General features: G+C 68.1%; 20 protein-coding genes and 1 pseudogene. 10 read left to right on the top strand and 11 right to left on the bottom strand.

The features are described 5' to 3' along the window. Window positions 1–73: 73 nt before the first annotated feature. Window positions 74–490, top strand: a complete 417-nt coding sequence (gene lpqV, locus NTM_RS13400) for a lipoprotein LpqV (RefSeq protein ID WP_104864045.1) — start codon at window positions 74–76, stop codon at window positions 488–490. On the opposite strand, the gene NTM_RS13395 is transcribed toward lpqV, so the two are convergent. Then, complete coding sequence (locus NTM_RS13395; protein ID WP_104864046.1) at window positions 487–1,278, bottom strand: ArsR/SmtB family transcription factor; 792 nt, start codon at window positions 1,276–1,278, stop codon at window positions 487–489. The two genes, lpqV and NTM_RS13395, sit on opposite strands and share 4 nt — an antisense overlap. 111 nt (window positions 1,279–1,389) lie before the next feature. On the opposite strand from NTM_RS13395, the gene NTM_RS13390 reads away from it, so the two are divergent. Beyond that, window positions 1,390–2,367: a patatin-like phospholipase family protein gene (locus NTM_RS13390; protein ID WP_163766573.1), complete on the top strand. Its 978-nt coding sequence runs from the start codon at window positions 1,390–1,392 to the stop codon at window positions 2,365–2,367. On the opposite strand, the gene NTM_RS13385 is transcribed toward NTM_RS13390, so the two are convergent. The 3 genes from NTM_RS13385 to NTM_RS13375 form a co-directional block, all read right to left on the bottom strand. After that, on the bottom strand, window positions 2,356–3,231 hold the full coding sequence (locus NTM_RS13385; RefSeq protein ID WP_163766572.1) for a patatin-like phospholipase family protein: 876 nt from the start codon (window positions 3,229–3,231) through the stop codon (window positions 2,356–2,358). The two genes, NTM_RS13390 and NTM_RS13385, sit on opposite strands and share 12 nt — an antisense overlap. Before the next feature lie 63 nt (window positions 3,232–3,294). Further along, a complete protein-coding gene (locus NTM_RS13380; RefSeq protein WP_163766571.1) occupies window positions 3,295–4,155 on the bottom strand; it encodes a class II glutamine amidotransferase in 861 nt (286 codons plus the stop codon). A 69-nt stretch (window positions 4,156–4,224) separates the two neighbouring features. Continuing rightward, a complete protein-coding gene (locus NTM_RS13375) occupies window positions 4,225–5,286 on the bottom strand; it encodes an NAD(P)H-dependent amine dehydrogenase family protein (RefSeq protein WP_163766570.1) in 1,062 nt (353 codons plus the stop codon). A 164-nt stretch (window positions 5,287–5,450) separates the two neighbouring features. Here NTM_RS13375 and NTM_RS13370 point away from each other — a divergent pair, with 164 nt between their 5' ends. After that, entirely contained in the window at window positions 5,451–6,638 is a 1,188-nt protein-coding gene (locus tag NTM_RS13370; protein WP_163766569.1) for a lipid-transfer protein, read from the top strand. Window positions 6,639–6,780: 142 nt separating this feature from the next. Here NTM_RS13370 and NTM_RS13365 read toward each other — a convergent pair whose 3' ends face one another. After that, window positions 6,781–8,169 carry a cation:dicarboxylate symporter family transporter gene (locus NTM_RS13365; protein ID WP_163766568.1) on the bottom strand — a complete coding sequence of 463 codons (1,389 nt, stop codon included), beginning with the start codon at window positions 8,167–8,169 and terminating at the stop codon, window positions 6,781–6,783. Between the two features lie 109 nt (window positions 8,170–8,278). Here NTM_RS13365 and NTM_RS13360 point away from each other — a divergent pair, with 109 nt between their 5' ends. Next, on the top strand, window positions 8,279–9,862 hold the full coding sequence (locus NTM_RS13360; RefSeq protein ID WP_163766567.1) for a sensor histidine kinase: 1,584 nt from the start codon (window positions 8,279–8,281) through the stop codon (window positions 9,860–9,862). After that, window positions 9,859–10,548: a response regulator gene (locus NTM_RS13355; RefSeq protein ID WP_163766566.1), complete on the top strand. Its 690-nt coding sequence runs from the start codon at window positions 9,859–9,861 to the stop codon at window positions 10,546–10,548. The genes NTM_RS13360 and NTM_RS13355 overlap by 4 nt, the downstream gene beginning before the upstream one ends. On the opposite strand, the gene NTM_RS13350 is transcribed toward NTM_RS13355, so the two are convergent. From NTM_RS13350 to NTM_RS13340, 3 genes are all read right to left on the bottom strand, one after another. After that, on the bottom strand, window positions 10,545–11,624 hold the full coding sequence (locus NTM_RS13350) for an MmpL3/TtfA transport complex stabilizer (RefSeq protein WP_179963932.1): 1,080 nt from the start codon (window positions 11,622–11,624) through the stop codon (window positions 10,545–10,547). The two genes, NTM_RS13355 and NTM_RS13350, sit on opposite strands and share 4 nt — an antisense overlap. A 372-nt stretch (window positions 11,625–11,996) precedes the next feature. Next, window positions 11,997–12,404 (bottom strand): STAS domain-containing protein, encoded by a 408-nt coding sequence (locus tag NTM_RS13345; RefSeq protein ID WP_104864055.1) that lies wholly within the window; start codon window positions 12,402–12,404, stop codon window positions 11,997–11,999. 46 nt (window positions 12,405–12,450) lie between these two features. Next, entirely contained in the window at window positions 12,451–12,789 is a 339-nt protein-coding gene (locus NTM_RS13340; protein ID WP_163766565.1) for an STAS domain-containing protein, read from the bottom strand. 220 nt (window positions 12,790–13,009) lie between these two features. Between NTM_RS13340 and NTM_RS13335 the strand changes: the two genes are divergently transcribed. The 4 genes from NTM_RS13335 to NTM_RS13320 all read left to right on the top strand — a co-directional run bounded on the left by NTM_RS13335 (window position 13,010) and on the right by NTM_RS13320 (window position 15,505). After that, on the top strand, window positions 13,010–13,351 hold the full coding sequence (locus NTM_RS13335) for a DUF732 domain-containing protein (RefSeq protein ID WP_163766564.1): 342 nt from the start codon (window positions 13,010–13,012) through the stop codon (window positions 13,349–13,351). Between the two features lie 129 nt (window positions 13,352–13,480). After that, a complete protein-coding gene (locus NTM_RS13330; RefSeq protein ID WP_104864058.1) occupies window positions 13,481–13,765 on the top strand; it encodes a hypothetical protein in 285 nt (94 codons plus the stop codon). 86 nt (window positions 13,766–13,851) lie between these two features. After that, window positions 13,852–15,183 carry an MFS transporter gene (locus tag NTM_RS13325; RefSeq protein ID WP_163769478.1) on the top strand — a complete coding sequence of 444 codons (1,332 nt, stop codon included), beginning with the start codon at window positions 13,852–13,854 and terminating at the stop codon, window positions 15,181–15,183. Window positions 15,184–15,256: 73 nt separating this feature from the next. After that, window positions 15,257–15,505 (top strand): hypothetical protein, encoded by a 249-nt coding sequence (locus NTM_RS13320; RefSeq protein ID WP_083144059.1) that lies wholly within the window; start codon window positions 15,257–15,259, stop codon window positions 15,503–15,505. Between the two features lies 1 nt (window position 15,506). Here the strand turns inward: NTM_RS13320 and NTM_RS13315 are convergent, their stop codons facing one another. Both NTM_RS13315 and NTM_RS13310 read right to left on the bottom strand, forming a co-directional pair. Next, window positions 15,507–16,214 carry a TMEM165/GDT1 family protein gene (locus NTM_RS13315; protein ID WP_163769477.1) on the bottom strand — a complete coding sequence of 236 codons (708 nt, stop codon included), beginning with the start codon at window positions 16,212–16,214 and terminating at the stop codon, window positions 15,507–15,509. Window positions 16,215–16,525: 311 nt separating this feature from the next. Continuing rightward, window positions 16,526–16,897, bottom strand: coding sequence for a DoxX family protein (locus tag NTM_RS13310; RefSeq protein ID WP_104864062.1), 372 nt, complete (start codon window positions 16,895–16,897; stop codon window positions 16,526–16,528). A gap of 72 nt (window positions 16,898–16,969) precedes the next feature. Here NTM_RS13310 and NTM_RS13305 point away from each other — a divergent pair, with 72 nt between their 5' ends. Continuing rightward, window positions 16,970–17,842 carry a sigma-70 family RNA polymerase sigma factor gene (locus NTM_RS13305; RefSeq protein ID WP_163766563.1) on the top strand — a complete coding sequence of 291 codons (873 nt, stop codon included), beginning with the start codon at window positions 16,970–16,972 and terminating at the stop codon, window positions 17,840–17,842. Here the strand turns inward: NTM_RS13305 and NTM_RS13300 are convergent. Beyond that, a pseudogene (locus NTM_RS13300) lies at window positions 17,815–19,126 on the bottom strand (acetamidase/formamidase family protein). The gene NTM_RS13305 and the pseudogene NTM_RS13300 sit on opposite strands and share 28 nt — an antisense overlap. Window positions 19,127–19,248 lie beyond the last annotated feature (122 nt).

Genomic DNA, 19,248 nt, shown 5'->3' with positions numbered 1-19,248 from the left:
CACGGTGAATCTAAAAACCCGCAGTTGGCATCCTGATCTCCCCATCTGCTCCCCGGTTGCCTACATTGGCGGCATGCAACGGTCCCTCCTGGCCCGGGCCGCGGGCACTGTCGTCGCACTGGCCGCGACCGCGGCGTGCGCGACACCGACCGACACTCCCGCACCCACGTCGAGCCCCGTTTCGCAGTCCCCACCGGCCGGGCAGGCGACGGCGCCGGGGGTGTCCCCGGGCGGGGTGACCACCGCGGTCGACGCGCCAGCGGAGTCGACCGAGGACGACTACTTCCAGGCCTGCCTGGCCGCGAAGACCTGGATGGACCAGCAGGGCGGTGATCCGCGGTCGCAGATCGAGCCCTATCTCAAGACGTTGCAGACGCAGCCGACGGCCGGGCCCGCGACGTTCGGCACACCGTGGCCCGATCTGTCACCCGGCCGGCAGGCCGCGGTCATCGTCGCCGTGGAGGCAGCCGCCGACGCGCTGTGCGGCTAGCTGCTCAGTGCTGCGGGCTGCTTCTCCAGATGGCTCTTGAGGTCCGACAGCTTCGACGGCCAGCCGCCTGAGACCAGCTGGCGCACAATGCTTTCCTCCGGGAACCCGGTGTGGGTCACGGTGAGCTTCACCCGGCCGTCGTCGACCGGTTCGATGTCGAATGCGACTGTCGACCGCGGTTCGGCCGCGGCCCGTTCGATGACCTCTTCGGACAGCCCGACCGCGGTCAGCTCCTTGGTGAAGGTGTGGAAGGTGAACGCCAGCCTGCGGTAGGGGTCGCATTCGAGCACGACCTGCTCGGGTCCGGCGATGTTCAACTCGCCGTCGCGCCATTGGAACGTCGAGCCCACCTTCCAATCGGTCACCAGGCCGTGGCCCATGTAGCGCTCCGAGAACGCCGGGTCGGTGACGGCCTGCCAGAGGAGTTCGGGGGTGGTCCTGATGTAGGTGGTGTAGACGAAATCGGTGTTGTGCGCCATGGACTTTCGCTCCAATGCTGTTTTCAGGTCCGCGAGCGTCTGCGCCCGCAGTCGGTCGTAGTGGTTGATCCAGCGGTCGGCGATGGCGTTGATGGGTTCGGCGTTCAAGTAGTGCAGTTTCTCCCGGCCCTGCCACACGATGCTGATGAGGTTGGCCTCCTCGAGCACCTTCAGGTGCTTGCTCACCGATTGCCGGGCCATGTCCAGCCCGGCGCACAGTTCTCTCAGGCTCTGCCCGTTGCGGGCGTTCAAGCTGTCGAGAAGACGCCGCCGACTCGGGTCGGCGAGCGCGCGGAACACCTCGTCCATGCCTCTAGTTCTCCCACATATGCAGCCTTGTGGCTACATGTCCGACGATAGGCAGCCATATGGCTGCATGTCAACGGGGCGCCACCCTTTCATTTAGGCCAGAATGAGCAGATGCGGGTCGCACTGGCGCTGGGCAGCGGCGGAGCACGCGGCTACGCCCACATCGGAGTCCTCAACGAGTTGCGCGAGCGCGACCACGAGGTGGTCGGGATCGCCGGCTCGTCGATGGGAGCGCTCGTCGGCGGGTTGGAGGCAGCCGGCAAGCTCGACGAATTCACGCTCTGGGCAAGCAGTTTGACCCAACGTGCGGTGCTACGGCTGCTCGATCCGTCGATCACCTCGGCCGGCGTGCTCAGGGCGGGCAAGATCCTCGACGCCGTCCGCGACATCCTGGGCGACGTCACCATCGAGGAGCTGCCGATCCCGTACACCTCGGTGGCGACCGACCTGGTCACGGGAAAGTCGGTGTGGATGCAGCGCGGCCGGGTCGACGATGCGATCAGGGCCTCGATCGCGATCCCCGGTCTGATCACCCCGCACGTGCTCGACGGGCGACTGCTCGGCGACGGGGGCATCCTGGATCCGCTGCCCATGGCCCCGATCGCCGCTGCACCCGCCGACGTCACGATCGCGGTCAGCCTCGCCGGTGAGGCCCCGGTGACCGAACAACGCGTGCAGGACGCGCACCAGCCCACGACCGACTGGCTCAGCCGGATGTGGCGCAGCAGTTCGTCGTTGTTCGACAACAAGACCGCGCGCTCACTGCTGGAGACCCCGACCGGGCGCGCGGTGCTGGGCCGGTTCGTCGCGGCCGACGACGAACCCCTCGACGAGGCGGTGGAGACCACCACCGGGCACGAGCTGCCGAAGTTGGGCAGTTTCGAGGTGATGAACCGTGTCATCGACATCGCCCAGGCCGCGCTGGCACGCCATATCCTCGCGGCCTATCCGCCGGACCTGCTCATCGAGGTTCCGCGCACGGTGTGCCGCAGTCTCGACTTCCACCGTGCCGCCGAGGTCATCGAGATCGGGCAGGAATTGGCCAGCGTCGCGCTGGACACGTTGGAGCGCGCGGACTCAGAGTCCTGACAGGAAATCGGCCAGCCGCGAGGCCTCACGGCGCCCCTGCTCCCTGCCCGCCCGCGCCGCGGGCGCCCGGCATGCCGGATCGAGCGGGTTCGGCCCGAACGCCGCCAGCGCGTCGTGATCGGCGAAGACCGCCAGCGTCGCACCGGGAAAGGCCTCGATCTCGGCCGCCGTGCCGGCGCCCCACGGTGACGGGCCGTCGGCCGCCGACGGCACCAGCGCGACCGCGGACGCGCAGTCCGCGACGGCGGACATGTTGACGGTGCTGGCCACGCCGCCGTCCATGTAGCGCCGGCCGCCGATGGTGACCGGGGGCCACACCCCGGGAACCGCACAGCTGGCCGCGACGGCGTCGACCAGTTCGACCCCGGAACTCGCGGTCAGCACCGTCAACTCGCCGGTGTCGATGTCGACGGCGGTGACGCGCAGATCGCGCCGCGGCCAGGCATGGGACGGAAGGCGATGCTCGATCACCGTGCGGCGCACCGATTCGTCCACCGTGTCCGTGCTCGCCGCGACCGTCCCGATCTTCTGAAGTTTCTGCGCTTTCGACGCGCCCGGGGTGGTCATCGCATTGAGGAAAAGCTCGGTGATCGCCTCGATCGACACCCCGGGGTGGATCTCGTGGGCGCCGTACTCCTCGGACAGCTGCCGCTCGTACAACTGCTCCAGGGGCACACCGCTGCCCAACTGGGCCCCGACGGTCGAGCCGGCCGAGGTCCCGAGCAGGACGTCGGCGCCGAGCAGCCGGTGGCCGATCTCGGGCGCTTCCTCGACGATGCCGAGCAGCACGCCGGTCTCCCAGGCGATTCCGGCGAGTCCACCGCCGGCGAGTACGAGTGCGCTCAGGGTCCCGTTACTGTTCACGCTGCCTTCCTGTCGCGGGGCCTTGGCCCGCGGTCGCCGCGATTCTAGTTCGCGGTGCGCGGGCTACCGGACGCTCTGGCTGACCGCGGCCGCGGGATTCAGCTCGGCGAGGGTGAGATGGTGGCGGGGTTCGGGTATCGCGCCGGCCACGCTGCTGATCTCCAGGTCGGGTCCGACGTGCACCAGCTCACCCGGCTCCAGGAGTCGCCAGGCGGGGTCGCCGTCCATGGTCTCGGTCGCGAAGACCACCGAGGGTGAATCCATCAGGTGCTCCGACCGGGCGTGAATCCTGTTGCTGCGCAATTCGAACTCCGCATGCTCGGCGGGACGGCGCCGGTCGAGGATGAACAGGTCGTGGGTGTCGGGATAGCGCAGCGCCCACATCTCCGTCGCCGTGCACAGCAGGATGTTGACCGCGTACAGCGGGACGTTGCCGGCGATCCAGGTCATCGCCTCCACCAGCCCCGCCCCGACGTCGCCGCCGTGACGGCGCACCGACGCGGTGATGAGCGCGAACACCCGCTCGGAGTCGGTCTTCCCCCGCACCAGATCACGCGCGGACAGCTCGACGAGCCGCGCGTCCATCGCGTCCAAACCTTCCACCTGTCCGTTGTGCGCGAAGAGCCTGCCGTCCTGAAGAAACGGGTGGGTGTTGACCGCGTCCGGCGCGCCGGTCGTGGCGTAGCGAACGTGGGCGATGAACGTCGTTCCGGTGTATTCGACGGCCTCGCGCGTGAATTCGGGATCCGTCCACGCCGCGACCGGCTGCTTGGACACCATCGGAGCACCGGAGGGTTCGAACACCCCGATCCCGGTGCCATCCGGGTTCTTGTGGCTCTGCTGGGCAAGACTGTCCGGCGCGTCGAGCAACCAGAACGTCGCCGAGACGGGCTTGCCGGCGTGCAGACCGAACAGCCGGCACATCAGGGCGACTCTTCGCCGGGGCCAGGGCAGGGCGTCATCGCACGGGCGACAGCCATCCTCCGATGGTAGTCACCTCGGACCCGTACCGAGGGCGGATGCGGCTTTGCCGCTGATGAAGGGCAGGTCGAGGTAGGTGCTGATCCCCGGCGGCGCGGCGCATACGGCGGGCACCGAGTTCACGCAGTGCGCCGCGGTCGCGACGATCCCCGATTCGGGCCCGTGCTCGCCGAACTCCGACTGGAATCCCTTGATCACCACGGTGAAGTCCGGGTTGCCCCGCACTTCCATCTCGTAGCGCTGCCCTTCGGGACCGAAATCCCATGCCGGATCCAGATTCTCCTCACCCATCAGCCAGTTCACGGTGACCCGGACGACGACGTCGTCGCCGACGAGCGCCTCCCAGTGGAAGCGGCGCGCGGCCACCTGGCCGGGCTCGATCGCACCCAGCGGGGAGTCGATCGGCGCGGTGGCGACCGCGATCTCCTGCGACGAGCGGATCTTGGGCTCGGCGGCGAACCCCATCGCGTCGACGATCATCCGTACCGACTGGATGAATCCGCCGTCGAGCAGTTTCTGCATCGGCCCCGACAGTGCCTTGTCCGGGGTGTCGCCGAAGCCCATCACATACCGCAGCACGTCGGGCGCCTCGTAGGTCCTCAGATCCGAGAACTCCTCGGCACGAACGAAAGTCACGCCGGTTGACATCGCCGACATCAACAGCGGGAACTTCTCGCTGATCCCGCCCGGGGCGATTCCGGTGCCGTGCAGGGTGACTCCACCGTCCTCGGCGGCGGCCCGCAGTGGCGCGGCCTCCTTCTCCGACGGGTAGAACCAGCCGACCGGGCTGACGACGTTCTTTCCCGACCGCAACAACGCGGTGACCTCGTCAGGGTTCGGCAGCAGCGGGGTGTAGATGACCGCGTCGGCCTCCAGCGCCAGGATGTCGTCGATGCTGTTGGTGGCGGTCACCCCCAGCGGCCCGGTGCCGACGATGTCGCCGACGTCGCGGCCGGCCTTGTCCGCGGAATGGACCCAGCAGCCCGCCAGTTCGAGATCGGGATGCGCGAGCACACCCCTGATCGCCGCGACACCGACCCCGCCGGTCGCCCACTGCACGACACGCAGCGCCATCTCGTCTCCTTCCGGAGCATCGAACTAGAACACGTTCTACTTAGGTCTACACCAGGATCTCGAACCCGGGAACGGAACCACCATTTCGAGGCGGACTGCCGACCGGATCTCCCCCGGTCCGCGCTAACGTGCCCTGAGAAACGCAACGTGGCGAAGGGACAGGTATGAAGCGGGTGTTCGTGATCGGCGTCGGGATGACGAAGTTCGAGAAGCCGGGCCGGCGGGAAGGCTGGGACTATCCCGATATGGCCCGCGAGTCGGGCACCAAGGCGCTCGAGGACGCCGGGATCGCCTACACCGAGATCCAGCAGGGCTACGTCGGCTACTGCTCGGGTGACTCGACGTCGGGACAGCGGGCACTCTACGAACTCGGCATGACGGGCATCCCGATCGTCAACGTGAACAACAACTGCTCGACCGGGTCGACGGCGCTCTACCTCGCCGCCCAGTCGATCCGCGGAGGCCTCGCCGACTGTGTGCTCGCGCTGGGCTTCGAGAAGATGCAACCGGGCTCGCTGGGCGGCGGGGCCCAGGACCGGGAGTCCCCGCTGGGACGTCACGTCAAGGCGCTCGCCGAGATCGACGAGTTCGCCTTCCCGGTGGCGCCGTGGATGTTCGGCGCGGCGGGGCGCGAGCACATGAAGAAGTACGGCACCACCGCCGAGCATTTCGCGAAGATCGGATTCAAGAACCACAAGCATTCGGTGAACAATCCGTACGCCCAGTTCCAGGACGAGTACTCCCTCGACGACATCCTGGCGGCGAAGATGATCTCCGATCCGCTGACCAAGCTGCAGTGCTCGCCGACCTCCGACGGTTCGGCGGCGGTGGTACTGGCCGGTGAGGACTACGTGGCCCGCCACGACCTTGCCGGGCAGGCGGTCGAGATCGTCGGCCAGTCGATGACCACCGACTTCGCGTCGACGTTCGACGGCAGCGCCGCCAACATCATCGGTTACGACATGAATGTCCAAGCCGCACAGCAGGTTTACTCACAGTCGGGGCTGGGTCCGGAGGACTTCCAGGTGATCGAGCTGCACGACTGCTTCTCGGCCAACGAACTGCTGCTCTACGAGGCCCTCGGGTTGTGCGGGCCCGGCGAGGCGCCGAAGCTCATCGACGACAACGACACCACCTACGGCGGACGTTGGGTGGTGAACCCGTCCGGCGGGCTGATCTCGAAGGGTCATCCGCTGGGGGCGACCGGTCTGGCCCAGTGCAGTGAGCTGACCTGGCAGTTGCGCGGCACCGCCGACAAGCGTCAGGTCGACGGTGTGACCGCGGCACTGCAGCACAACATCGGTCTCGGCGGCGCCGCCGTGGTGACGGCCTACCAGCGCGCCGAGCGGTAGCCCCTCCCCTTTCTCCCGCGAGCAGACGCAAACTCCGGCGTGTCGACGCGTGTCGCCGCGAGTTTGTGTCTGCTCGCGAGGGGGTGGGGACAGCAGAAAGCCCGGCCGGCGAGGGATCCGACCGGGCTTTCCTGCGTGTGCCCTACACCGCCGCAGGGGCTTTCTCCTGCGCCGGTTCTTCGACACGCGAGCCGTGATCCGAATCCAGCATCGTGAGCTCGTCGAACGGATCCCTGCCTGCCAGAACGGAATCCACCTTGTCCTTGTCCAGGGTGTGCGTCCACGATCCGACCAGCAGCGTCGCGACCGCATTACCCGAAAAGTTGGTCAGCGCCCGCGCCTCGGACATGAACCGGTCGATGCCGACGATCAACCCGACCCCGTCGAGCAGGTCCGGACGATGGGCCTGCAGGCCGCCGGCCAGCGTCGCCAGCCCGGCGCCGGTCACCCCCGCCGCACCCTTGGACGCGACGATCATGAACACCAACAGGCCGATCTGCTCACCCACCGACAGCGGGTCGCCCAGTGCGCCGGCGATGAACAGCGACGCCATCGTCAGGTAGATCGCGGTGCCGTCGAGGTTGAACGAGTAGCCGGTCGGGACGACGACGCCGACGGTCGAGCGGTCGACACCGAGATGCTCCATCTTCGCGATCAGGCGCGGCAGCGCCGATTCCGACGACGAGGTCGACACGATCAGCAGGTACTCGCGGGCCAGGTAGCGGACCAGCTTGAAGATCGACACCCCCGACACCACCCGCAGCAGCGCGCCGAGCACGCCGAACACGAAGATCGCACAGGTCAGGTAGAAGCCCAGCATCAACGCCAGCAGTTGGCCGACGGCGGCCCAGCCGGTCTGGCCGACGACGTTGGCGATCGCACCGAAGGCACCGATCGGGGCCAGCCACAGAATCATCACCAGCACCTTGAAGACCAGCTTCTGCAGATGCTCGATACCGCGCAGGATGGGCTGGCCCGCGGCGCCGAGCCCTTGCAGGGCGAAACCGACCAGCAGCGCGATGAACAACGCCTGCAGCACACTGCCCTCGGTCAGCGCCGAGAACATCGACGTCGGGATGATGCCCTGGACGAAGTCCATCAGGCCGCCGGCCTCGTGCGCCTTGTCGGCGAGTTCGGCGCCCTTGCCCGCGGTGTCGGTGACGTTGAGGCCGGTGCCCGGATGCAGGATGTTGCCGACGACGAGGCCGATGGCCAGCGCGAACGTCGACATCGCCAGGAAGTAGACGAAGGCGAGCCCGCCGACCTTGCCGACCGTCGCGGCCTTGCGCACCGATCCGATGCCCAGCACGATCGTGCAGAAGATGACCGGCGCGATCATCATCTTGATCAGCGCGACGAACATCGTCCCGAGCACCCCGACGCTCTTGCCGACGTCGGGCGCGAGGATGCCGACCCCGACCCCGGCGACCACCGCCACGATCACGGCGATGTAGAGCCAGTGGGTGCGGTCGCGCCGCTTCGGCGGTTCGGGTACCGGCCCGGAGGCGGGCCTGTCCATCGTGGTGGTCATCGGAACTCCTTAGGCACACAGCTCGGCGATCAGGTCTGGAAAGATGCTCACCGACGACGTGACCCAGGTCACGGTTTAGTTCATTACGTTCACGACGGAGGGTGCGCCGATGCGACCAGGGCACCGGATGCCGTGGCCGAGGTCGCTGGCCGGCCAGGCCATCGCGCTGCAGGTCCTGGTGATCGCGGTGGTCGTGATGGCAGGGAGTGCGCTGGCGCTGTTCGATGCCCGCCGCGACGGAGATGCCGCCGCCAGAGACCAGGTGCTGGGCATCGCGACCGCGCTGGCAGATTCGCCGTCGACCGCGCAGGCGATCGAGGAGGGCCACGCCACCGAAACCCTGCAGCCGGTCACGGAGTTGGTGCGCCGCAGCACCGACATCGCGTTCATCACGATCATGGCGCCCGACCGGACCCGGTACACGCACACCGATCCGGCCCAGATCGGCGGCGAGTACCTCGGCACGATCGAACCGGCGCTGCGCGGGGAATCGTTCACCGAGGTCTACACCGGAACACTCGGACCGTCCATCCGCGCCATCGTGCCGGTCTACGACGCCGACAACCGGGTCATCGGGCTCGTCGCCGCGGGCATCCTGCAGCAGAGCCTGGCCGAACGCTGGCGCGCGCAGTGGCCCGTGATCGCGGCGGTCGGCGTTGGCGCACTGGTGATCTCACTGGCCGGGGTGTGGGGGATCCGGCGCCGCCTGTTGCGCCAGACCCGCGGCCTGGCACCCGCCGAGCTGCGGGTGATGTACGACCACCACGACGCGATCCTGCACTCGGTGTCGGAGGGCCTCATCGTGCTCGACGCGGAGAACCCCAGCGGCGTGGCGCTGGTCAACGACGAGGCCCGCCGACTGCTGTCGCTGCCCGACGGCCGGGTCACGCCTGCCGACCTCCCGGAATTCCTGCGCACGTACAACCCCGGCGCCCGCGACGAAATCCATGTCACCGAAGACCGCGTGCTGGTGGTCAACCGCTCCCCGGTGCAGAACGGCACGAAAGGATCCGAGGTCGTCACGATCCGCGACCGGACCGAATTGCAGGGCGCCCTCGGCGAACTCAACTCGCTCAAGGTGCTGACCGACTCCTTGCGCGCCCAGGCGCACGAGGCCGCGAACAAGCTGCACACCGTCGTCACGATGGTCGAGATGGGCCGGGCCGACGACGCGGTGCGGTTCGCGACCGCCGAACTCGACCTGTCCCAGCGGCTCGTCGACCGGTTGTCGGCGGCCGTCGGTGAACCCGCCGTGGTGGCGCTGCTGCTGGGCAAGGCCGCTCAGGCCGGCGAGCGCGGTATCGAGCTGACCGTCACCGAGGACACCGAATTGCCTTCGGACAGCGAGGCTCTGCTGCTGTCCGGTCAGGAGATGGTCACCGTCGCGGGCAATCTGATCGACAACGCGATGGACGCCTGCGATCCGGAGAACCCGTGGGTCGAGGTGACGATCAACCAGCGCGACGGCCGACTGCTGATCCAGGTCGCCGACAGTGGAAACGGCATGGACGAGCGGACATTCGAGCAGGCGATGCGGCGCGGATACTCGACCAAGGCCGGCGCCGACGCCGGCGGGCACGGCCTCGGGCTGGCGTTGGTGGCCCAGGTGGTCAAACGCCACGGCGGGACGTTGACGGCGGATGTGAGCTACGGGTCGGTGGTCACCGCGACGGTGCCCGAGGAGATGCCGTGATCACCGTTCTGATCGTCGAGGACGAGCCGTTGATCGCCGAGGCGCATCAGGCGTATCTGGCTCGGCTCGACGGCTTTTCGGTCGCGGCGGTCGCCCACACCGCGCGCGACGCGATGCGGGCCGCGTCCGAGGCCGCGGCGTCCGACGCGCCGATCGATCTGGTGCTGCTCGACATCGGTCTTCCCGACGCCAGCGGGATCTCGCTGGCGTCGGCGCTGTCCGGGCTGCGGCCGGCACCGGACATCATCGCGATCACCTCTGAACGGGATCTGGAGATGGTGCGTGCCGCCGTCGGGCACGGCGCGCTAGCGTATCTGCTCAAACCGTTCACCTTCGCCGCGTTCCGCGAACGGCTGGAACGCTACCGCCGCTACCGGGAGGCGCTGCCGGCCGGGACGGATGCGGCCAGTCAGGCCGAAGTCGACCGTGCACTCTCGGAGCTGCGCATCGGAGCCGACCGGGCGGCTGCACCCAAGGGTGCCGCCCCGGGAACCAACGACGAGATCGCCCGCGCGGTACGGGATTCCGCCGACGGTGTCACCGCCGACGCGGTCGCCAGGCAGGTCGGCGTCTCACGCGTGACCGCGTGGCGGTACCTGGAGCGACTGGCCGATGAGGGCACGGTGCGCAGGCAGACCGACTATGGCGGGGCGGGCCGGCCGAAGACCCGCTACCAGTGGCGTTAGACCCCGGCGGCCTGCAGGATGCGCGGCGGGTGCGCCGCGATCGGATCGGTCGCGAGGAACTGGTTGTACAGCGTCTCGATCGACGACTCGACCGAGAAGACACTGACGCCGCCGGCGTAGTCGGCGATGTAGAGTCGGGTGCCGTCCACGCTCTGGGTCACGCAGGACGGCCGGGCATCGACGCGCAACGAGTCGACCACGTCGAGGGACAGCGTGCACAGCATCGCCACCCGGTCGTAGTCGACGATGTAGGCCCGCGTCTGGTCGGCGCTTATCACGAGCTGCGTGGGCGCTCCACCGAGGCTGACCGAGTCGGTGATCCGCAGCGTCGCCAGGTCGACGACGTGCACGGCACCTCCGACCGCGCGGTCGGAGGTCAGCACGTAGACGGTGTCCCCCGCGTAACCGAGGTCGCGGATCGGGGCGCCGACGGGTACGACGCGGCCGACCCGGTTGGTCTCCACGTCCACGACGATCAGCCGGCTGCCGTCGGTGTCGGTGACGCCGAGATAGAGCCGCTTGCCGTTCGGATCGGCGATCATCGCGTCGATGTTGGCGGCCGGGCCGCGTCCGATCCCGATGGTGCCGACGCGCTCGGCGGTGACGTCGATGACGGCGACGTCGACGCGATCCTGCGCCGTCCGTCCGACGTAGACCCGCTTGCCGTCGGGGCTGACCGCGAGCGAGGTCACCCCGGATGCGACGGGATAGGTCGCGGTCACGGTGTGGGTGCCGAGGTCGATCACGGCGACCGCGTCGTGGCTGTCGGCGGCGACCGCCACGTAGGCGCGGTCGTCGGCGACGGCCACCGCGATGGGTTCCCCGTCGACGGCGATCGCGCCGGACATCCGCAGGCTCGCGGGGTCGAGCACCGAGACGGTGTCGTCACCGGCGTTGGCGATGACCACGCCGCCGCTGCCGGCGGCGACATCGCCGATCGGGCCGCGCGCCGAGGTGACCCGGCGCTCAAGCACCACGTCGCCGGCCGGAGTGTTCACAACAGACTCGTCGACCCCATCAGTAACGTTTTTGCGGTTGTGCAACACGCGCCCCACGGGCAGCGAAAAGTTAGCCATATGTCTGGGTACCTCCGCCGGTAAGCTCTACCGGGCACTAGATTCCGGGCCTGTCTCGGCATTTCGCTTCCGGTTCGGAAGCGGTCTGAACCGAGTGTAGCCACGCGAAATCAAGGTCGGCACAAGCGAAATGGCGCAGCCGGCGAATTGCGGCACGCCTTCTCAGACTGCGCTTAATAATTTCTTCGTTATCACACCGTTACATTTTGTTAGCAATACGGAATCACCCTCTGAGCTGCGCCGGCAGGTTCGCCGGCAAGTGCCTCGGCGGGGTGTGACGAAGATTGCCCGAAGATGAATTCTTAGGTTTGCCGGGCAAAGTGAGCGGCAGATCACACAGCGACACGACAGCAAATCCGCCGCCGGCTCAGATCAGGCCGGTTTGACGCCGCGCACCGACGGGATCTCCCGTAGCGGGATCAGGCCTTCGGGATCGCAGAGCTTCACCACGCGCGTCACCGCCGGGCTCGGTACGACGCACCATCCGACGTCCTCACGGGCCAGGTGTGCACTGATCGCATACAGCGCCGATGCGCCGTCGAACGCCAGGAAGTTCACCTCGGTCAGATCGAGGACGAGTGCCGCGGAACCGGCTGCGGCCTCGCGCACCAGGTGGGCGAACTGCTTGGCGTTGTGCGCGTCGATCTCCCCGCCGACCGAGACCGTCGTGTGCCGGTCGGCACCCGACCCTTCGGTCCGGCACGACAGGACCAGCGACGTCGAGGCGATGGAGAAGCTTCGACAGTCGGCAGACCTGCTGCGTATCGACGTGACGGTCATTACAGCCCAATCTACCTGCGCAGGTGACCGAGCCCGACGTCTTTTCTCAGCCGGCCATATTGCGCAGCGCGATGTCGAGTGTCGGATACACGTCCACGTAGTCGGTGATGCCGGTGATCTTCAGGGGTCGGCTCGTCGCCGGACCGTCGGCGACGACCGCGAATGTGATGCCGGCGTCGAGGTGCTTTCGCGTGATCATCAGTACCTGCATCCCGGCAGAACCCAGGAAATCCACCTGCGTCATGTCCACGACGAGGCCGGACGGCTTGCGCTGCGCCGCGGCTGTGATCGCGTCCTGCAGCTGCGGCGCCGTCAGCATGTCCACGGCACCGACGGCCACGACAACTGCCACACCGTCGACCTCATGTTCGGTGAATTGCTGCACGTAAAAAGCCTCGTCTCGTCGTGTACCCCGGTCAGCGCGGAGTACATCATCGGCGGGAGGCTGCAGTCTGAACCCGGTGTCGAACCCGCGACAACCGCCTACAGGGTAGCGAAGAGCCGACGTCAGAGGACAATCCGACTCGTCGGCGCCGGACGCGCAAATCCCGGGTCCGCCTCGTACCCGCGGCTACCATCCGCACAGACCTTTCCCAGGAGGCTGTATGCGCGCGCACAACATCGGGCTGTCGCTCGTCTCGGCAGGCGCCGTCGCGCTTGCCCTCGCCCCGGTCGGTAACGCCACCGACGCCGATGCCGCGTTCCTCGCCGCCGTCGCGCATCTCGGACTTCAGTTCGCCACCGCGGAGGAGGCCGTCGAGGCCGGCAACAACGTCTGTGACGTCGTCGCCGAAGGGTCGGCGAACAACGTCGACCCGGCCCGCATCCGGGCCGACATCATCGCCAACCTGTTGGGTGAGGGCGTCGACGAATACCAGGCCACGCACCTGATGACCGCCGCGGTGAGCGCGTACTGCCCGACCTACGACCACGTGGTCACCGGCTGACGTAAGTCACCGGGAGTTCTCCACCCGATCTCCACGCAAACTCCAAGCACTGCCCGTGCCGGGTCACGACGATTGGTGTCATCCATCGCGGCCAGACATCACCGCCGCACCGTCGCAAGGAGTCACACCATGAGAAAAACCCTCGCCGCAGGTCTGCTGCCGCTGGCCGCCGCGCTCGCCCTCGCCTCCCCCGCGCACGCCGAAAACGCGCAGACGACCATCGACCAGTTGCGCGCGCAGGGTGTCGACGTACGGATCAGCCGGGTCGGAAACGCACCGCTGTCGGAATGCACAGTGTCCGGGGTGCGTAGCCTGCCGGCCCCGGCACAGCAGTTCTTCGTCGACGACGACGATTTCAACGTGTTCACCGTGGTGCCGCGGCGCAAGGTCGCGGTGTCCCTCGACTGCAACTGAGCCGCCCGGCGGGCGCCGCCACCGGCACCGGTCTAGGTTTGGATCCCGTGTCGTCAGCCGCCCCGTCGCCGTCGTTCCCGCGGGGCATGGCACTTCTGGTGGCCGGCGCCATGTTCATGGAGATCCTGGACGCCACCATCATGGCGCCGGCAATTCCGGCCATCGCCGACACCTTCGGAGTCGCCCCCGTCGACGTGAACGTCGCGGTGTCCTGCTATCTGCTCACCGCCGCCGTCTTGATCCCGGCCAGCGGTTGGATGGCCGACCGGTTCGGCATCCGACCGGTATTCCTCACCGCGGTGGTCGTGTTCACGGTGGCGTCGCTCGGATGTGCGTTGAGCACCTCGTTGGGGATGCTGGTGGCGATGCGCGTGCTGCAGGGCGTGGGCGGCGCGATGATGGTGCCCGTCGGCCGGCTCGCCGTGCTGCGGTTCAGCGCGAAAGCCGACCTGGTGCGGGCGATCGCTCTGCTGACCTGGCCCGCGTTGACCGCCCCGGTGGTCGCGCCGGTGCTCGGCGGGGCCATCGCCACCCTGGGGTCGTGGCGGTGGATCTTCCTGGTCAACATCCCCGTCGGCATCGTCGGACTGATGTTGGCGTTCAAGCTGATTCGCGGCGCGCCGTCCCCGACCCCGAGGCCGCTGGACTGGAAAGGCCTGCTGCTGGTCGGCGCCGGGATCGCCGCGGCGCTGATGGCGCTGGAACACATCCGGGTCAGCGGCACCGATTGGACGTTCGTCGGCGTCGGCCTGGTCGCCGCGGTGATCCTGCTGGGCGGAGCGCTGTGGCATCTGCGGCGCGCGGCGTCCCCGTTGGTGCGGCTGTCGGTACTGCGGGTGCGCACGTTGCGGATCACGGTGTCCGGGGGTTCGCTGTACCGCCTCGTGATCACCGCGGTGCCGTTCCTGCTGCCCCTGATGTTCCAGTTGGAGTTCGGCTGGTCGGCGTTCACCGCCGGCTCGATGGTGGCCGCGCTGTTCCTGGGAAACGTGACGATCAAACCGTTGACCACGCCGCTGATGCGACGCTTCGGCATCAAACGGGTGCTGGTGGTGAACGCGATCCTGTCGGTGGGGTGGTTCGGCGTGCTGGCTCTGCTTGAGCCGGGCACCCCCGTCGTGGTGATCGCTGCCGCGCTCTACGTCAGCGGTGCGCTGCGGTCCATCGGTTTCACCGCGTACAACAGCCTCGCGTTCGCCGACGTCGACGGTGACGAGTTGACGCACGCCAATACGCTGAACGCGACGGTGCAGGAGCTCGGTGCGGGGCTGGGGATCGCCGTCGCCGCGCTGCTGCTGACCGTGACGACGTCCTATTCGTGGACGTTCCTGGCGCTCGGCGGGCTGATGGCGCTCACGTTGGTGGAAACACTGCGGCTGCCGGGCGACGCCGCCTCCCATGTCACCGGTCGGCGCTGACCCGGAGTTCGGCCGACATCGCTCGCGCGCGCCTCCCGCAAAAGTCTCGACCAGAACTTTAGCCTTGGTCCCCGTGACCACACTGCACGAACCGTCGCTGGCGGAACTGGACTTCGACCCGGAAATCCAGTGCACCTGCCGCAAGTTCTGCGGTCCGCTGGCCCACCCGGCGCAGTGGTGGGTGACGCTGTCGTGTGGTTGCCCGTATCCGATGTGCCGGCGGGCACTGCGGATCGCCAACGTCCGGCTCAAGGTGCGGCCGCTGACATGCCGGCACTGCGAGACCGATCAGATCGCGATCCGCTCGGTCGTCGCGATCTGATTCAGGCGTCGACCTCGTCGGGTGCCGGCTGCGGGCGGAGCACCGGGGGCCGCATGCGTTCCGGCAGCGTCCGCACCAGCCCGGCCAGTGCCAGCACGATCGCCACCGAGATCGCGCCGACGAGCAGGACCGGCAGCGCCGGGAACGCGTTCTCCATCAGCATGTAGGCGCCGAAGACCAGGAACAGCGCCGCGGCGCCGATCTGGATGGACCGCTCGGGCAGCTTCTTGCCCAGCACCGCACCGACCACGATGGCGAGCCCGTCCGCGGCCACCATGCCCAGCGTCGAACCGACCCACACGCCCAGCCAGTTGTTGTCGGAGGCCAGCGTGACCGTCGCGAGCATCGTCTTGTCCCCGAGCTCGGCGAGCACGAACGCCGACGTGACGACGAAGAACGCAGGTGCGGTCGCCTTGGCCGCGCGCGACGTCTCGTCGTCGGACAGGCTGTCTCCGCGCAGCGTCCACAGCCCGAAGAACACGAACATCGCGCCTGCGATCAGGCCCAGCAGATGGCCGGGCAGCGCCGCGCCGAGGTAGTGCCCGATGGCGACCGACAGCACATGCACCAGCGTGGTCGCGAACGTGATCGCGGCCAGCACCACCCACCAGCGGTAGCGCAGGGCGAACATCATCGCCACCAGCTGGGTCTTGTCCCCCAACTCGGCGACGAAGATGACGGCGAAGCTCAACAGCAGTGCGGCGAACACGATGCTCCTCGTGTCGAGGGCCACGGCTGGAGAAACGTGGAGACGCCTCCGGCCGGCAGCCAAGTACGGTCTGCGGCCGAAGGTCTCGCCCACCGGTCGGTGACCGGTCCGGACAACCGGACCCCAGACGCGAACGCCGTCAGGCCAGTATGTCGATTGCCGATTGGGGGCTACTCCCCTTCGTTGCAGCCACCGTACACGCGCCAACGCCGACCCCGCAACTCAACCGCGGCGAAACACCGTCTCTCCCAATAAGTTTGGGATCTCGACCAGGAAAGTTCGACAGCCCCAACAAAGTTGACGGGAGCCCCTCACAGGGCGTCTGCGGTGAGGGCGAAATAGCCGAGTGCCGCGACGGATAGCACCAGGTATGTCGCCGGAAACGCGATGTTGTGCAGCACCCCGGTGCGCACATGCACCGCCACCGCGCCGACGAAGAAGGCCGTCAGGCCGAGCGCGGCGGCCAACCCGAGCCACGGGGTGAGGACGAAGCCGGCCAGCAGGCCGAGCGCGCCCGCCATCTTCAACCAAGCCAGGTACGGAATCCACCGCGGTGCGACGCCGACCTCGGCCGAGTTCGCCAGTACGAACGGGGCGCGGGCCAGATCGGCGATCGCGATGGCCGCGTTCGCGGTGGCGCACGCTGCCGTCAGCACCGCCAGTGTCGTGAGTATGCTCGTCACGTTTCCTCCCGAGCCTGTTGATCGATGACTTTCACCCTGTTGACGGTTGGCACGGGCGGAAGGTGACCGACGATGACATTCGATTCCGAATTCGAGGCGTCCCGCCCGCGACTGCTGGCGGTCGCGCACCGGCTGCTGGGTTCGGTTCACGACGCCGAGGACGCCGTCCAGACCGCATGGTTGCGGGCCCAGTCGGCTTCGGTGTCCGAGATCGACAGTCCGGTGGCATGGCTGACGACCGTGGTGACCCGGGTGTGCCTGGACCAACTCCGGGACCGTCGCCGCCGCGAACTCCTGACCGCACGTGTCGACCCGGAGCCCGAGGTCATCTCGGCCGCCGACGAGGACTTCCTTCGCCGCCAAGACATCTCGCGGGCGCTGATGGTGCTGCTGGGGGTCCTGACCCCACCGCAACGCGTGGCCTACGTACTGCACGATCTGTTCTCCGTGCCGTTCGATCAGATCGCCGGCGTTCTCGACACGACGGCGTCGAATGCGAAGAAGCACGCGAGCAGGGCCCGGGCTCGGCTGCGCCCGGCCTCGCACCCGGTCGACGCGCACGACTCTGCGGCCCATGACGCGATCGTCACGGCGTTCCTGCGCGCGGCCTCCGGCGGCGACCTCGACGGGATGCTCGCGTTGATGGCACCGGACTGCGTGCGCACCGTCGACCCGTCGCTGGTCGCACCCGGCACCGCCACCGAGATCACCGGCGCCGCGGCCGTCGCTCGGGAGACCAGCGGTTTCGCCGACCGGATCCGCGCGGCCACCCCGATGCGGGTCAACGGACGCGACGTGCACGTGATCGCACCGGGTGGGCGTCCGTGGGCGGTCATCGAAATCACCACCGCGGCGGGTCTGATCTCGCGCATCGCGATCGCACCCGTCAGGGACACCGATCTGCTTGAGGCCCCCGCTCAGGCCGACGGGAAGTGGGATTTGTAGATCTGGCCGTGCACTCCGACGGTGCGGTCCACCACCTGTGACACCGAGAAGTCGGCTGCCGCCGACAGATACGCATAGGCGGTGGCGCGGTCCATCCCGCGGTCGGCCTCGAGGAAGTCGAGTGCGTTGACCACCGCCTGTCTCATCGCGACGTCCAGGTCGGATTCCTGGCCGCCGATCGATCCGTCGGGGTCGGACAGACCGACCGGCACCCACGCGTCGGCCGTCTCACCGAACGGATAGCGGTAGGCGACCGACGGTGCGTCCCCCGAACCGGGCTTGCACACGGTCAACCGGTAGGTGCCGCGCAGCGATCCCTCCATCGCGGTCAGCGCGACTTCTCCGTCGCCCATGGCCATGTGCGGATCACCGACGTAGAACAGCGCGCCCTCGGCGAACACCGGCAGGAACAGTGTGGCGCCCTCCCCGAGCAACCGGATGTCGATGTTTCCGCCGCCGACGGTGGGCGGGATCGAATTGGCTGCCGCGGCGGTGATCTCGGTGTCCTGGGCGTAGGCCACCCCCATCATGCCCATGAACGGGCGCAACGGGAACCGCACCTGGGCGGGTCCGTAGCTCATCACCCCGTGCCCGTCTTCGACCGCGGTGAACGTCGACACGTTGCCGTAGCGCATCGGGTCCTCACTCGGCCTGCCGTCGGTGTCGACGGGCGGCATCACCTCGGCGAGGGCGATCCCGGCGGGAGGTCCGCCGTCGGCGGTGCGGGCGAGCGCCCCTTTGCCGTGCCTGCTGGACACCACCCCATACGGAACCCGCGGAATCGCCTGCAGGATCTCGATTTTGAGGACGTCCCCGGGCTGGGCACCCTCGACGAAGACCGGCCCGGTCACCACGTGCGGCCCGTCCTTGTCGAAATTCCTCGGCGTGCGGTCGTATTCGGCGGCGATCGCGATCGCATCCTCGAGCACCTCGGCCTGCGAGACGCCCTTGGACCCGAAGTACGCGACCGGATCCCGCCCCTGGTCTTCCAGGATTCCCTCGTGGCTGACCGCGTCGACGGTCACCGTCTGGCCCGAGGCCATCCGTAGCACCGGATCGGCGTGCACGGTGGGCACGTAGCCCCACAACACCTCGTCGGGCATCGACTGCAGGTAGTGGTCACCGACGGGATCACCGGCGCCCGGCTGCAGAATGGCGAAGTCCGTCGCGGCCGTGGACGGCGACGCCGGCACCCGCACTGACCGCCGCGACGGCACGCAGGAAATCCCGCCTGCCTATGCCGTTCCACAGAACCATCGCCGCATGCCGGGCACTGTCTGTCATGGTCCACCTTCCGCCGGAGACTTGTCCCGAGAGGGGTTCCCCGCGCAGATTTCCGGGCCGAAACGCTTGTGCTACATCCTTGTTGCCGCGACATGAGTGGTGTCATAGTCGGACGCGGAGTT

The sequence above is a fragment of the Mycolicibacterium parafortuitum genome (assembly GCF_010725485.1).
GTDB lineage: Bacteria > Actinomycetota > Actinomycetes > Mycobacteriales > Mycobacteriaceae > Mycobacterium.
Note: the sequence above shows the minus strand (reverse complement) of the source record. Positions and strands in the feature narration are given on the sequence as shown.